The organism is Rhodococcus quanlei (assembly GCF_055231015.1).
In genome coordinates, this window is the sequence record NZ_JBUYWD010000005.1 from 148,797 (window position 1) to 162,162 (window position 13,366).

Annotated in this window: 17 protein-coding genes; 10 read left to right on the plus strand and 7 right to left on the minus strand. The window is 64.3% G+C overall.

What is annotated here, in order from left to right; translation table 11 throughout:
• Positions 1-48: 48 nt before the first annotated feature.
• The 3 genes from ACZI8Q_RS03835 to ACZI8Q_RS03845 form a co-directional block, all read right to left on the minus strand.
• On the minus strand, positions 49-354 hold the full coding sequence (locus ACZI8Q_RS03835) for a PE family protein (protein ID WP_463372168.1): 306 nt from the start codon (positions 352-354) through the stop codon (positions 49-51).
• A 154-nt stretch (positions 355-508) separates the two neighbouring features.
• A complete protein-coding gene (locus ACZI8Q_RS03840; protein WP_463372169.1) occupies positions 509-859 on the minus strand; it encodes a metallopeptidase family protein in 351 nt (116 codons plus the stop codon).
• Position 860: 1 nt separating this feature from the next.
• Complete coding sequence (locus ACZI8Q_RS03845) at positions 861-1,970, minus strand: septum formation family protein (protein ID WP_463372170.1); 1,110 nt, start codon at positions 1,968-1,970, stop codon at positions 861-863.
• 105 nt (positions 1,971-2,075) lie between these two features.
• On the opposite strand from ACZI8Q_RS03845, the gene ACZI8Q_RS03850 reads away from it, so the two are divergent.
• From ACZI8Q_RS03850 to ACZI8Q_RS03865, 4 genes are all read left to right on the plus strand, one after another.
• Positions 2,076-2,495: an ankyrin repeat domain-containing protein gene (locus ACZI8Q_RS03850; RefSeq protein WP_463372171.1), complete on the plus strand. Its 420-nt coding sequence runs from the start codon at positions 2,076-2,078 to the stop codon at positions 2,493-2,495.
• A 33-nt stretch (positions 2,496-2,528) separates the two neighbouring features.
• The gene (serS, locus tag ACZI8Q_RS03855) at positions 2,529-3,788 is read left to right on the plus strand and encodes a serine--tRNA ligase (protein ID WP_463372172.1); all 1,260 of its coding nucleotides are present in this window, start codon (positions 2,529-2,531) and stop codon (positions 3,786-3,788) included.
• A gap of 276 nt (positions 3,789-4,064) precedes the next feature.
• A complete protein-coding gene (locus tag ACZI8Q_RS03860) occupies positions 4,065-5,276 on the plus strand; it encodes an acyl-CoA dehydrogenase family protein (RefSeq protein ID WP_463372173.1) in 1,212 nt (403 codons plus the stop codon).
• On the plus strand, positions 5,273-6,298 hold the full coding sequence (locus tag ACZI8Q_RS03865; RefSeq protein ID WP_463372174.1) for a phosphotransferase family protein: 1,026 nt from the start codon (positions 5,273-5,275) through the stop codon (positions 6,296-6,298). Before ACZI8Q_RS03860 ends, ACZI8Q_RS03865 begins: the two co-directional genes overlap by 4 nt.
• Before the next feature lie 41 nt (positions 6,299-6,339).
• Here ACZI8Q_RS03865 and ACZI8Q_RS03870 read toward each other — a convergent pair whose 3' ends face one another.
• Positions 6,340-6,816 (minus strand): SRPBCC domain-containing protein, encoded by a 477-nt coding sequence (locus tag ACZI8Q_RS03870; protein WP_463372175.1) that lies wholly within the window; start codon positions 6,814-6,816, stop codon positions 6,340-6,342.
• Between the two features lie 6 nt (positions 6,817-6,822).
• Positions 6,823-7,197 (minus strand): ArsR/SmtB family transcription factor, encoded by a 375-nt coding sequence (locus ACZI8Q_RS03875; protein WP_463372176.1) that lies wholly within the window; start codon positions 7,195-7,197, stop codon positions 6,823-6,825.
• A gap of 118 nt (positions 7,198-7,315) precedes the next feature.
• On the opposite strand from ACZI8Q_RS03875, the gene ACZI8Q_RS03880 reads away from it, so the two are divergent.
• Both ACZI8Q_RS03880 and bfr read left to right on the plus strand, forming a co-directional pair.
• Positions 7,316-7,498: a (2Fe-2S)-binding protein gene (locus ACZI8Q_RS03880; protein ID WP_463372239.1), complete on the plus strand. Its 183-nt coding sequence runs from the start codon at positions 7,316-7,318 to the stop codon at positions 7,496-7,498.
• 75 nt (positions 7,499-7,573) lie between these two features.
• Positions 7,574-8,059, plus strand: coding sequence for a bacterioferritin (gene bfr / locus ACZI8Q_RS03885; protein WP_463372177.1), 486 nt, complete (start codon positions 7,574-7,576; stop codon positions 8,057-8,059).
• Here bfr and ACZI8Q_RS03890 read toward each other — a convergent pair.
• Positions 8,056-8,769 carry a MerR family transcriptional regulator gene (locus ACZI8Q_RS03890; RefSeq protein ID WP_463372178.1) on the minus strand — a complete coding sequence of 238 codons (714 nt, stop codon included), beginning with the start codon at positions 8,767-8,769 and terminating at the stop codon, positions 8,056-8,058. The two genes, bfr and ACZI8Q_RS03890, sit on opposite strands and share 4 nt — an antisense overlap.
• A gap of 96 nt (positions 8,770-8,865) precedes the next feature.
• Here ACZI8Q_RS03890 and ACZI8Q_RS03895 point away from each other — a divergent pair, with 96 nt between their 5' ends.
• Together ACZI8Q_RS03895 and ACZI8Q_RS03900 are read left to right on the plus strand one after the other, a co-directional pair.
• Positions 8,866-9,399, plus strand: coding sequence for a putative immunity protein (locus ACZI8Q_RS03895; RefSeq protein WP_463372179.1), 534 nt, complete (start codon positions 8,866-8,868; stop codon positions 9,397-9,399).
• Positions 9,396-9,908, plus strand: coding sequence for a putative immunity protein (locus ACZI8Q_RS03900; RefSeq protein ID WP_463372180.1), 513 nt, complete (start codon positions 9,396-9,398; stop codon positions 9,906-9,908). The genes ACZI8Q_RS03895 and ACZI8Q_RS03900 overlap by 4 nt, the downstream gene beginning before the upstream one ends.
• A gap of 19 nt (positions 9,909-9,927) precedes the next feature.
• On the opposite strand, the gene ACZI8Q_RS03905 is transcribed toward ACZI8Q_RS03900, so the two are convergent.
• Entirely contained in the window at positions 9,928-11,508 is a 1,581-nt protein-coding gene (locus tag ACZI8Q_RS03905; RefSeq protein WP_463372181.1) for a Rieske 2Fe-2S domain-containing protein, read from the minus strand.
• Between the two features lie 128 nt (positions 11,509-11,636).
• Here ACZI8Q_RS03905 and ACZI8Q_RS03910 point away from each other — a divergent pair, with 128 nt between their 5' ends.
• Together ACZI8Q_RS03910 and ACZI8Q_RS03915 are read left to right on the plus strand one after the other, a co-directional pair.
• On the plus strand, positions 11,637-12,392 hold the full coding sequence (locus tag ACZI8Q_RS03910; protein ID WP_463372182.1) for a lysophospholipid acyltransferase family protein: 756 nt from the start codon (positions 11,637-11,639) through the stop codon (positions 12,390-12,392).
• Positions 12,393-12,501: 109 nt separating this feature from the next.
• Entirely contained in the window at positions 12,502-13,353 is an 852-nt protein-coding gene (locus tag ACZI8Q_RS03915; protein WP_463372183.1) for an HAD family hydrolase, read from the plus strand.
• The last annotated feature ends 13 nt before the right edge of the window (positions 13,354-13,366 follow it).

Consider the following 13,366-nt stretch of genomic DNA (forward strand, 5'->3'; position numbering starts at 1 on the left):
CGTGTCTCCCCTGATGGTCCTGGTGTGGAAGGTCCTGGTGCAGCCGAATTACATGATCACGTCGAGCGCAGCGCCGCCGGCGAGATCCTGGGCGACGTAGTTCGCGGCCTGCTGACGCAGGGTGGCAGCCGTGGCCTGCAGCTCGGCGATCCCCTGGGCGATGGCGGGCGTGAAGGTATTGGTGACGGTATTGAAGTAACGGGCAGCGAGCAGCGACACTTCTTCGGTACCGGAAGGGATCACCTGAATTGCGGCCGAATTGGCCGTGACGGCGGCCTGCATACGGCCGGCGAGCAGATCGAGCTCGGTGGCCGCGGCAATGAGAGCTTCAGGATTGACGTTGAGGGCTGGCACTGCGTCGAACTCCTTCTACCTGGTCATGGAAGGCCACCCGGTCATGAAGGCAGGCCCCCCGAACAAAAACTTCCGTCTTCGACACGTCCTGGTTGTTGGACGCTGCGACGTGCTCTTTGGTTCCCCCGTGCTCGAATGATCTTCGAGCGTTCGTTCATCCCCAGCCGAGCTCGTGCAGTCGATCTTCTTCTATGCCGAAGTAGTGCGCAACCTCGTGTATGACAGTCACGGCCACCTCGTGCACCACTTCGCCTTCTGAACTGCACATATCGAGCAAGGCGTCACGGTACACCGTAATGGTATCGGGTAGCGATCCACCGTAATGACTGTCCCGCTCCGTCAGAGCGATGCCGTGGTAGAGCCCCAGCAGGTCCGGGTCTTCGTCGTTTCGGTCGTCGACGAGGATCACCACGTTGTCCAAAGCCGCCGTGAGCTGCGGCGGAATCTGATCGAGCGCATCTGCGACCAGTTCGTCGAATCGGTCGGGCGGCATCTGTACCGGCACTTCAGTTCCCGAGAACAGGAGGAGCGGCCCCCGGGAGTGGCGTCGGCAGCGAACGACCCTCGGGTACCGGCGGTGGCGGGTCGGGTGGGACACCGTTGATGAGGATGTCGCCCTTGGCGGTTCCGGTGATCGCCGCGAAGCCGCCGCCGTCGACCTCCTTACCCACCGAGCAGTTGATCTTGCGGCTTCCGGCCAGCCAGCTCGCGAGATCGATGTTGTCCCAGAACAAGGTCAGGGTCTTGTTGCGCAGCGCGTCTGCCGAACCCAGGTATTCGTTGGACGACTGAGTGCAGACGCCTTCGAGATATTCGTCCTGATCTGCCACCGACGGCAAGGGGCCGGGGAACTGGCCGCTCAAGTCGACTGTGGCGATCACTTCGAATGCGTGTGGCTGTGCGCAGTCGACCGGATCGGATGGCACGTTCTCGTTGATCCCGATGCACGTTCCCGTGGCCCACACGTTCGACTGATCCTGCCCCGCGACATGCCCCGTGAACGGGAGCAGCGCACCTGTGGTGCTGGACAGCTGGATGCCGCACCGGAGTCCGCGGTCACCGTCGAGCCAGGCGGACTCGCTGGGGAACATCAGACCGACGCTGAACCTACCTTTCGGATCGAATTTCGCGCCCAAGTACGAATTGACCGCCGAAATGCAGTGCTCGTCACGAAGTTCTGCGAAACGCAGCGCGCCCGGGTACCGCGCGCCCGGACCGAATTCCGCGCCCGGATACAGGCTCAGGTCGAGTGGTGCCGCAACCTCGAACCGGTGCTCCTGCTCGCAGTCGACCCGCGCCACGTCCTGGCGGTCTTCTTCCGGGTCGGTGGACGGGGTCCAGTTCAGGCAGTCGCCGGCGGAGGTGGCAGCGAACTCTCCGGTATCGGCCGAGTGCGATTGCCCCAGGGCGGTGGTGTGTGTGGGTAGATTCTCGCTGCGATTGAATCCACCCGAGATCGCAAACGTCGCTATCGCGGCAACGACCGCGCCCACGCCCACTGCGGCGAGGGCTCGGCGCGTCTTCGACGCCGACATCGTTGGTGTCGGCACCGGGCGCCGTTTCTGCTTGCGCCGTTTGCGCGGCTCCGGCTGCGTGGGGGTCTTCTCTTCGGACATCGCCGTCCATCATGCCTGCTCCCGCCACGGTCGGGTGAACAACTCCCACGAATCCCCGTGCCAACCGCGTACATCTCTTGGTGCCGCGCGCGTACTTTGTCCGTCATGAGCGAAGGTGCAAGCAGAAACGACGTGCCCGTCGATCCCGAGGTGCAGGCACTCGCCGGCCGGGTCTTCGATGCCGCACGATCCGGCGACGCGGCCACCCTGGCCACCTATGTCGACGCAGGCGTGCCCGTCAATCTGACCAACGAGAATGGGGACACTCTGGTGATGCTGGCCGCATATCACGGCCACCCGGAGGCCGTGCAGGTGTTGATCGATCGTGGGGCAGATGTCGATCGGCTCAACGACAAGGGACAGTCGCCGCTGGCAGGTGCACTTTTCAAAGGTGAGGACGAGGTGGTGCGGGCGCTTGTCGCGGCAGGCGCCTCCGCCACGATCGGTCAGCCCACCCCGATGGACGCGGCCCGAATGTTCGGGCGCGAAGATCTGCTCGCGCTGCTCGAACCGAAACCGGAGTAATCGCCGCTCACGCGCCCGGTAGGGTTCACAGTCGTGATTGACCTGAAATTCCTCCGTGAGAACCCCGACGTCGTTCGGCAGTCGCAGCGCACCCGAGGCGAGGACCCGGCTCTCGTCGACTCCCTGCTCGACGCGGACGCCTCCCGCCGTGCAGCGGTGCTGAACGGGGATACCCTGCGCGCCGAGCAGAAGGCCTTCGGTAAGAAGGTCGGCCAGGCGTCTCCGGAGGAACGTCCGGCGCTCCTCGAGGGGTCGAAGGAACTCGCGGCGAAGGTGAAGGAAGCCGAGGCCGCGCAGAACGAGGCTCAGGCTGCTCTGGACAGCGCGCACCGGGCGATCTCGAACATCGTCCAGGAGGGCGCTCCCGCCGGGGGAGAGGACGACTTCATCACCCTCGAAACGGTCGGTGACCTGCCCGAGTTCGACTTCGAACCGAAGGACCATCTCGAGCTGGGTGAATCGCTGAATCTGATCGACATGGAACGTGGCGCCAAGGTGTCGGGTTCGCGGTTCTACTTCCTCACCGGCTTCGGGGCGATGCTCCAACTCGGCATGCTGCAACTGGCAGCGCAGAAGGCGATGGCCAACGGGTTCACCATGATGATTCCGCCGGTGCTCGTGCGCCCGGAGATCATGGCCGGAACCGGCTTCCTCGGCGCCCACTCGGATGAGATCTACCACTTCGAAGACGACGACCTGTACCTGGTCGGGACGTCCGAGGTTCCGCTCGCCGGCTACCACTCGGGCGAGATTCTGGACCTGTCCGCCGGTCCCAAGCGGTACGCCGGGTGGTCGTCGTGCTTCCGTCGTGAGGCGGGCAGCTACGGCAAGGACACCCGAGGAATCATCCGGGTGCACCAGTTCGACAAGGTCGAGATGTTCACCTACTGCAAGCCCGAGGACGCGGACGCCGAGCATCAGCGACTGTTGAGCTGGGAGCGGGACATGCTTGCGGCCATCGAGGTGCCCTACCGCGTCATCGACGTGGCCGGCGGCGACCTGGGTTCGTCTGCGGCCCGCAAGTTCGACTGCGAGGCCTGGGTGCCGACCCAGCAGGCGTACCGGGAGCTCACGTCGACGTCGAACTGCACCACGTTCCAGGCGCGTCGTCTGGGAGTGCGGTACCGGGACGAGAACGGCAAACCGCAGACCGCCGCCACTCTCAACGGAACCCTCGCAACCACCCGTTGGCTCGTCGCGATCCTCGAAAACCACCAGCAGGCGGACGGGTCCGTGCGTGTACCCGAGGCTCTCGTCCCGTTCGTGGGAACGGACGTGCTGCGTCCCGAGTGAACTCTTGGGAGACGTTGAAAACCTCCGCCGGCTCATGCGCTGGTTGTGAGCCTGTGGTGAGAACGTCTCGGGAAGTATTTCGCTGACGCTAGTGGCTGTCGCTGTCGCGGGCGTCGTCACCGCACTGCGTGATCCGAAGAATCCATTCGTCGGGGATTGTTTTTTGCGAACAGTTTGTGGGACTGTCGTCTCCGGACGTCGCCGGAATGGCTGAGCGATCCGTCGGTTGGCGTCGATTCTCTCGGAGTCGGGCATCCGAATCGAGTGGAGGTTGATGTGGCGATCGATCTGGCCTACAGGCCCGAGGTGACCGCGCTTGTCGACAACATCGAGGCGTTCATACGTGATGTCGTGCTGCCCGTCGAGGACGAGCACGGTGGCGACATCACCGCGGCGGGCGGTGACGTGCTGCGGGTGGAGCTGCAGAAGTATGCCAAGGACGCCGGAATCTTCGCGCCCCACGCACCCGTCGAGTATGGCGGCCATGGCCTGAACATGACCGATCGCGCGCCGATCTTCGAGGCCGCAGGCTATTCGCTGTTCGGCCCGGCGGCCCTCAACATCGGGGCACCGGACGAAGGTAACGTCCACATGCTTGCGCACATCGCCAACCCTGAGCAGAAGGAACAGTTCCTCGCCCCGTTGGCGCGCGGCGACGTACGGTCGGCCTTCGCCATGACCGAACCGTCTCCCGGGGCGGGTTCCGACCCGTCCGCGCTGACCACGCGGGCGCAGAAGGTCGATGGCGGGTGGCAAATCAACGGTCACAAACACTTCATCACCGGCGCTGATGGTGCTGGGTTCTTCATCATCTTCGCGCGCACGTCGGGCGCACCCGGCGACCGTGGCGGTGCCACGATGTTTCTCACGCCGGCCGATTCCGACGGACTGAGGGTTGGCCGTCATATCGATACTCTCGACCGGGCGATGATCGGCGGGCACTGCGAGGTGTTCCTCGAGGACCTGTTCGTTCCGGACCGCTGGGTTCTCGGTGAGGTGGACCAGGGATTCGCATACGCCCAGGTGCGGCTTGGGCCCGCCCGGATGACGCACGTCATGCGCTGGCTCGGCGCGGCCCGTCGCGGCCACGACGTCGCCGTGGCACAGGTCGCGCAGCGTGAGGGCTTCGGGAGCAAGCTCGGGGATCTCGGCATGGTCCAGAAGATGGTTGCGGACAACGAGATCGACATTGCCGCCAGCCGCGCATTATTGACGCGGGCCTGCTGGGAACTCGACCAGGGCGGCCACGCAAGCAACTCCACGTCCATCGCGAAGACCTACGCGTCCGAGGCGATCTTCCGCATTGTCGATCGTTCGATCCAGATGTGTGGCGGTCTCGGTGTATCCGGCGACCTTCCCCTCGCCCGCCTCTCCCGCGAGGTACGGCCGTTCCGGGTCTACGACGGACCATCCGAGGTGCACCGCTGGGCGATCGCCAAGCGGGTCGTCGGTGCTGCGAAGAAGGCGACGCGGGAGGCGGGCAAATGACTCGACATCTGGGGCTCGATCTCGTTGCTCTGCAGAAATTCCTGGTCGAGTCGGGGGTCCGGCTCGACGGGGAGTTGGGGGCAGAACTGATCTCGGGCGGCAAATCCAACCTCACCTACTCGATATTCGATGATTCGTCGCGGTGGGTGCTGCGTCGGCCGCCTACCACGGGATTGACCCCGTCGGCGCACGATGTGGCGCGTGAGTTCCGGATCACGTCGGCGCTGCAGAGCGCAGACGTCCCGGTGGCCGCCACCGTCGCGCTGTGTGAGGACAACAGCGTGATGGGCGCGCCCTTCACTGTGGTGGAGCATGTGACCGGCCAGGTGGTACGCACCAAGTCGGACCTCGCGGCGCTGTCCGGCGAGGACATCGAGTCCTGCACCGATGAACTGGTGCGGGTGCTAGGGGCGTTGCACAACGTCGACTATGCGGCCGTCGGACTCGGCGAGTTCGGGCGCCCAAGCGGGTATGTGGCCAGACAGGTAAAGCTGTGGTCGGGTCAGTGGGAGCGGGTGAAGACGGAGGACTCCGCGGATGTCGACCGCCTACATGTCGCCCTGGTCGAGTCGATCCCCGCGCAGTCGGAGTCGACGATCGTGCACGGCGATTTCCGCATCGACAACACCATCCTCGCGCCCGGCGACGTGAGCACCGTTGCGGCAGTCGTGGATTGGGAACTCTCAACCCTTGGTGACCCACTCACCGACGTCGCCCTCATGTGCGTGTACCGGCACCCGGCACTCGACCTGGTGCTCGGCGAACCGGCTGCCTGGACGAGTTCACGCCTGCCGCCTGCCGGCGACCTCGCGCAACGCTACGCCGTGGCATCGGGCCGAGAGTTGGTCCATTGGAATTTCTACATGGCACTCGCGAATTTCAAGCTCGCCGTCATCGCGCAGGGTATTCATCATCGCTACCTGGCCGGTGCCACCGTCGGTGACGGGTTCGACAAGGCAGGCGAGTCGGTCCCCGAATTCATATCGACCGGACTGAGTGCCCTGAAAGGTCGGACGGTCTGAGGTGTGGGCACCCCGACCATCTTGATCGGGGTGCCCACACCTCAGACAATTCCGGTCATCGGCTTTCCGGTTTCGAGCAGGGTCTTCATGCTGCCGAGCACCCACGGCCATCCGCCGCCGCCCTTGCCCACATCCCCGCCGCCGGCGGTCTGACGGTCGGTTTCGGGGGCATCGGTCACATCGTGGGTGAGGGTGAGCCGGCTCGGCCCGTTCTCGAACTCGGCGATTTCCCAGGTCAAGGTGGTGGCAGGTTCTTCGAGCCATACCGGGTCCCAGGTCTGGACCAGTCGTTTCGGTGGGTCGGACTCGATCACCTCACCATTGACGACAATGTCGGGCATGTTCATTGCCTTCATTTCCTCACTGGCATAGGCGGTGTATTTACCGCCGGGCCTCAGGTCGAACTCGACGGGGTCGGCGTACCCGTACTTCGAGGTGTATTCCGGTGAGGTGATCGCGTCCCAGATCTTCTGGGCCGGGGCGTCGATGTAGATGCTGTAAATGCGGTTGTTGCTCATGGCTCGCTACTCCTCGGGGTTGATCGGTGTCGTGGGGTTGTCGGCGTCGCTTTCCAGGCCGCGTTTCAGGTCCAGCAAGGACGTCGCGATGTGTTCGGTGTGCACTGTGTACTTGCCGATCCACCGTTCGTGGATCGATTGGATCGGGACTGGGTTGAGGTGGTGCAGCTTGGCCCGTCCCTGCTTGTGTGAGGTGATCAGCCCGGCGTCCTCGAGCAGCTTGAGATGCTTGGCGACTCCGAATCGGGTCATCTCGATGGTGGTGTTCACGACCTTGTCGAGCTCTCCGAGTGAGCGGCCGTCCCGCTCGAACAACGCGTCCAGGAGCAGCCGCCGGACCGGGTCCGCCAATGCCTTGAACACGAGATCGTCATCCTGCACGAACCAGAGGATATGTGACCATTTAGTCACCTGTCAACAGATTAGCCAGGCTACCCTTGCAAACCGGGTGAAATGATGTAACCCTTACCTAATCAATTGTTTCGTGAGGGAGCTCCACGTGTTCGTCTGCATCTGCAAGGCCGTCACCGAGGAAGAGGTGCACCAGCACTTCGACGACGGTGCCGATGACGCAGATGCGATCGGCGAACGGTGCGGCGCCGGATTGGGATGTGGTACCTGCGTCGAACGCTTGAACGAGATCTTGTGCACTCGTTCGCTTGGCGGCCGAAGCGCCGCCTGACAACCTGTTTCTCGATCCCCTGCGGTTCGGGATCGCTCTTGGTACGGTCGCCTTATCCGGCGACCGGAGGTTGTAATGCGTGGCGACGATGAAGTAATTGCACTTCTCAACGAACAACTGACCAGTGAATTGACCGCGATCAACCAGTACTTCCTGCATTCGAAGATGCAGGCCAACTGGGGCTTCACCAAGCTGGCCGCGAAGACCCGCGAAGAGTCCATCGAGGAAATGGTTCACGCGGAGAAGCTCACCGATCGGATTCTGCTTCTCGAAGGTTTGCCGAACTACCAGCGTCTCTTACCGCTGCGCATCGGCCAGGATCTGCGCGAGCAATTCCACTCCGACCTCGCTATCGAGGTGGAGGTCGTCGAGCGGCTACGTCCGGGCGTGCAAATGGTTCGAGCCAAGGGTGATGCCACGTCGGCGGGTCTGCTCGAGCAGATTCTCCGCGAGGAGGAAGATCACGTCGACTACCTCGAAACCCAGATCGAACTCATGGACAAGATGGGCGACCAGCTCTATATGGCGCAGCTTGTCGACCAGCCCCCAACCGCGGGCTAGCTGCATTCCCCTGGTCTGTGGTCCCGGTCGTCGATGGTCGTCAGGTAAATCGACAACGCAGCGGCCGCGTCCAAGAGACTTCGCGCCCTGCGGTCGACGTTCGACTCCCACAGCGTCACTGCTTCACGGAGCGCTGCGGTGCTGCCCGCGGATCTGAGTTCGTGGATGAAGGTTGCAATGTCCGCGATCGGGTGCCCGCCCCGGCGTAATAGGTGGGCGAGGTTTGCGTCTCGCCGGTCCTCCTCGCCGTATATGCGGTGTCCGGTGTCTTGGTGTCGATTTGGGCTGAGGATCCCCGCACGCTCCCAGTTGCGTAGGGCCGTGGGAGTGATGCCGATGCGGCGGGCGAGCTCACCGATGGTGTAGGGCAATTCGGTGTGACCGGCGGCCTTTACCGGGGCATCGAGGGTAGCCAAGGCGGCACCGACGGTTCGCAGGGTCTCGCGATCGTCGAGAAGCTGACCGTGTTCGCGGTCCAACGCTTCGAGTGCTCGGTCGATCCGGTCGGCGTTCACGGCCAGCAGGACCTCCCGAGCACGCTCATGACCTGCGGCCCGGACCAGCGCTGTGAACGCTCGGAGAGCAGCGAGGTGAACAGCGGTGTATTGCCGGTACCCGTTCTCGGCGCGCAGGGCCGGCGGAAGCACGCCGTCGTCCTCGTAGTTGCGGACCGCTTGAGGCGAGAGGCCCACGTCCCGGGCGAGATCCACGGGTCGGAGCAAGCGGCTTTGGAAGGTCACTGACAGATCACCAGCCGATACCTTTCATAACCTTCAACCGAAAGTTCACGTTTACGATGAGACCACATGAACGACTTTTCGTTGACGGCATCCGAATTGTGGGAAGTGACCGCATTCGCACTGACCTCCGCTGCCGAGGTACTTCCGCTCTACGAGCAGGTCTGCCCAGGCGACGAACGACCCCGGCAGGCCATCGACGCAGCTCGGGAGTTCGCCGGGGGTGCGCCGCGGACGAAGCGGCAACGCATCACGGCACCGGCCGCCCACCGCGCCGCGAAGGAAGCCCCATCGGCAGCGGCGCGTCACGCCGCCATGTCTGCCGGGGATGCTGCCGCATCCGCGTATCTGCACCCTCTCGCGGACGCCGCACAGGTCCATCACATTCTGCGCGCATCCGCTCACGCCGCACGGGCCGCCGAACTGGCATATCCGGACCTTCCACACGCCGCAGAAAGTTCCCTCGACGAAGCGAAGCGGCGGGCCACGCCGGAGCTCATCTGCGTCCTGGACCGATATCCGGTCACCACCATCTCGAGTCGTTCGAACCGGGTCTCCCAGTTGGTGCACCAACTCGACCTGGCACTGCGAGGGAACGCGTGATTCTTCCCCGAGACCGTGACCCACGCCTTGTCACCATCCGGCGCGGCGGCCTGCTCACCGATACCGATCATCGCGCGCTTGCGCAGTGGTCGGCCGCCTGCGCCGAACATGTTCTTCCGCTGTTCGAGGCGGTTCGGCCCACCGATTCGCGGCCTCGGGAGGCGATCGAGGCTACCCGAGCGTGGGTGCGAGGGGAGGCGGCGATGATGGAAACCCGCGCCCTCGGCGGTCATGCCATGGGCGCGGCCCGGCCACTGGCAGGGGCGTCCCGTTTGGCCGCATACTCCGCCGGTCAGGCCGCCTGCGTGGCCCACGTCCCCGAGCACGACCTGGGCGCCGCCGCCTACGCCATCAAGGCAGTCCGCGCTGCCGAGCCCGGCGATGAACTCCAGGCCGGGCGAGCCGAACGCGACTGGCAACGAGTCCAGCTTCCGGAGCGCCTTCGGGCACTGGTGATCGAGGACCAGAATCGCCGAAACAGCATCTGCTGGTACGTTTTCGAAGACTGAGGCCGCTCGTCGATACGGACTACAGCTTCCTCGACCGGAGCTCGTGACCCTTCGACGTCTTGCACCGTCCCGACTCGAGATCCCACTGCCACCCGTGCAGGTTGCAGGTGAGGTTAGTGCCCTCGACGACACCGAATTTCGTCAGGTCTGCTTTCAGATGCGGGCACCGGCGTTGGATCTCGTAACCGCCCAACTCGATGGACGAATTGTCGTCGTGGGCTTCGGCGAACCAGCCGTCCGCGTACGCGATGCGCTCGTCCGTGAGGCACTTGAAGAACGTGTAGAGGAACTCGTTGTAGCCGCCGACACGCCACGCCTCGAACCGGGTGGACAGGAAGATGCTGTTCACCCAGTCGGGTTCGTCGTCGCGCAGGACGGTGCGGACCAGTTCGGGTGCGATCCGGAATCCGTACCGGTACTTGCCGTCCTTCTCGCCGGGCCCGCGGACGATGCGTTGCGGGAAGTCCAGCACCACGGTCTCGTCACCCATCACGAGGCCGACGGGGTAGCCGATTCCGTCGCAGATCAGGTCCGACTGGGCCATGATCGGCTCGAACTTCGCCTTGAGGCCTTCGAGGAGCGGCTCGCCCTCGGCCGGGGCCCAAGTGGCCTTCTCGGCCTCGAGAACGGGGGCAAGGCGCTGCGCCATGTCCTCGATGTACGCGGCCTTGTCGGTGAAGATCTTGTCGACGTCTTCGTCCGGGATCGGGTGGGTGAGGTTCAGCTCGCTGCCGTGTACGTCGGCGGTGGACCCGGGGATCATGAGGATTCCGCCGCCGTTCCCGTGGATGCGCATCTGCTCGAGGAACACGATCTGATCGGGGAAGATATTGCCCTCGTCGCCGTGGTCGTCGTTGAGGTAGCGCAGTTCGTCGTCGAGGAAGACGGGCGGTCCGGCCGACGGCACCACCCAGGTCGCGCCGACCTGTTCGATGTAGCTGCGGCAGCGGTCCATCCCGCGCTGACGTTTCTGCTTCCCGAAGTTGGCCTTCGTCTTCTTCGGGATGTCGTAGACCATCGGATACCAAATGGCGCCCGAATACTGCAATAGGTGAATGTCGACCTTGCCGAACTGATCGTGCAGTACGTCCATGTCGACGGGGCGGGCATCGTTCATGTTGAAGCAGGTGCTCTCGCCGTCCGAGACCACGAGACCCGAGTCGCCGATCGGTCCGTCCGCGGGAGCGCGGAGGGCGATGATCATGATGTCGAGATCACCCGGCTGGAGCGGAGACTGCGGAGCGACTTCGATCTCGCCGCCCCGGACTCGATGTTTGACGGAGTCTTCGGTCTCGAAGAACTTGTGGAAGCCGAGCGCCTCGAGCTCACGGCGCAGATCCGGCACCGGGTAGTCGGGCAGCAGGACCGTCGCGTCCTTGTTCACGTGCTTGGTCAGCGTCTGCGGATCGAAGTGATCCTTGTGCAGGTGCGACACGTACAGGTAGTCGCAATTGCCCAGGGCATCCCAATCGAGGCCTGTGTTGTCGGGGAACGGGAACCACGATCCGAAGTAGGCAGGGTTGACCCACGGATCGCACAGAATCGAGCCTGCCTCGGTCTGAATGTGGAAGCCGGCGTGTCCGACACTGGTGACCTGCACTGGTATGCCTCCTGAAGTGCTGAGCGACGTCACCAGGGTATGCGAATCGAGCCAGAGGGCTCATCTCGGCCGGACGGGTGCGCTGCGCGGTGCGCCGAAACACGTGGGACGGACTACGCTGATCGACTGTGGAACCTGTCTACCGAACCATCATCGGCCTGGCTCGCGCGGTATTCGCGGCCCAGGGGCTGAAATTCACCGTCCATGGTGCCGAGAACGTCCCCGCGAAGGGGGGTGCGGTCATTGCCGTCAACCACACCGGTTACATGGACTTCACCTACGCCGGGCTGCCGGTTCGTAGCGTGAAGCGGTACATCCGTTTCATGGCGAAGAAGGAAGTGTTCGACAACAAGATTTCCGGCCCGATCATGCGGTCGTTGAAGCACATCCCTGTGGACCGCGGCGCGGGCGCCGACTCGTACAAGGCGGCCGTCGAGTACCTGCAGCGTGGCGAACTCGTGGGCGTGTACCCGGAAGCGACTATCAGTCGCAGCTTCGAGATCAAGGACTTCAAATCGGGTGCCGCCCGAATGGCGATCGAGGCCGAGGTACCGATCGTTCCGATCGTCATCTGGGGTGCACAGCGCGTATGGACCAAGGGATTCCCGAAGCGGCTGGGCCGTACCAACACTCCCCTCTCGATCAGCGTGGGCAAGCCGATTGCGCCGTTCGAGCCGGTATCGGAGCTGACGGCACAGCTGCGATCGACAATGCAAGATCAGCTTCTCGAGCTGCAGAAAGACTACGAGCATCCGGCTGGCGAGTACTGGGTGCCCGCCCGGCTCGGCGGGTCTGCGCCAACCTTGGAGGAAGCGGACCGTATGGACGCCTCCGACGCAGAAGCGAAGGCCGCCGCGCGCCAAGCCCGCCGGCAGAATCCCTGAACGTGCCCCCTCTGCGCCGACGAATGTCACACGCGTTCAGCTCACGCGAACGGGTGTGACATTCGTCGGGGCGGGAGAGGGCAGGCCGAGGCGCGTGCACAATGAGCGAGTGAGCTCCTACCCGCGCGAGTACGAACCCCAGACAGCCACCCTGCCCAGCATCGTCGCCTCCGACGTCGACGGCACACTGATCGGCCACGACGAACGGGTGAGCTCCCGGACGCGCAGGGCAGTGCAGGAAGTCGTTCGTTCGGGTACCCCGTTCGTACTGGCCACGGGACGGCCGCCGCGATGGATTCCACCGGTGGTGGACGGCCTCGGATACGCGCCGCTCGCCGTGTGCGCGAACGGCGCCGTCATCTACGACAGCGCCCAGGACCGGGTGCTCAGCGCGGCAACCCTCGGCGTGGACCTGCTCGGCTGGCTTGCCGATCTGGCGGCGACGGTGCTGCCGGGTTCGGGTTTGGCGGCCGAGCGGGTCGGGGAGCGTGCGCACGACGCCGCGACGCCGCAGTTCGTCAGTGAACCCGGTTACGAGCACGCGTGGCTGAACCCGGACAACACGGAACTGTCCGGTGAGGAATTGCTCGCTGCGCCTGCCGTGAAACTTCTCATCAGGCTGCCCGGTGCGACGAGTCAGTCGATGGCCGAGGCGTTGGCGCCGCATGTGGTGGGCCGCGCCGATCTCACTTATTCCACCGACAACGGTCTCGTGGAACTGTCTGCGTCGGGAATCACGAAAGCATCGGGTCTGGCCTACATCGCGGAGCACTTGCAGGTGGACCCGACGCGGGCCGTGGCATTCGGTGACATGCCCAACGACATCCCCATGCTGTCGCTCTCCGGTATCGGTGTCGCGATGGAGAACGCGCATTCGGACGTGAAGTCCGCGGCGGACGAGGTCACCGCAACCAACGCGGATGACGGGGTGGCAAGAGTACTCGAGCGCTGGTGGTCCTGAGACCACCAGCGCT

What these genes read in the sequence shown, in the direction of transcription:
- ACZI8Q_RS03845 (WP_463372170.1), bottom strand. Translation starts at nt 1,970, where the DNA reads ATGTCCGAAGAGAAGACCCCCACGCAGCCGGAGCCGCGCAAACGGCGC.
- ACZI8Q_RS03850 (WP_463372171.1), top strand. Translation starts at nt 2,076, where the DNA reads ATGAGCGAAGGTGCAAGCAGAAACGACGTGCCCGTCGATCCCGAGGTG.
- ACZI8Q_RS03865 (WP_463372174.1), top strand. Translation starts at nt 5,273, where the DNA reads ATGACTCGACATCTGGGGCTCGATCTCGTTGCTCTGCAGAAATTCCTG.
- ACZI8Q_RS03870 (WP_463372175.1), bottom strand. Translation starts at nt 6,816, where the DNA reads ATGAGCAACAACCGCATTTACAGCATCTACATCGACGCCCCGGCCCAG.
- bfr (WP_463372177.1), top strand. Translation starts at nt 7,574, where the DNA reads ATGCGTGGCGACGATGAAGTAATTGCACTTCTCAACGAACAACTGACC.
- ACZI8Q_RS03895 (WP_463372179.1), top strand. Translation starts at nt 8,866, where the DNA reads ATGAACGACTTTTCGTTGACGGCATCCGAATTGTGGGAAGTGACCGCA.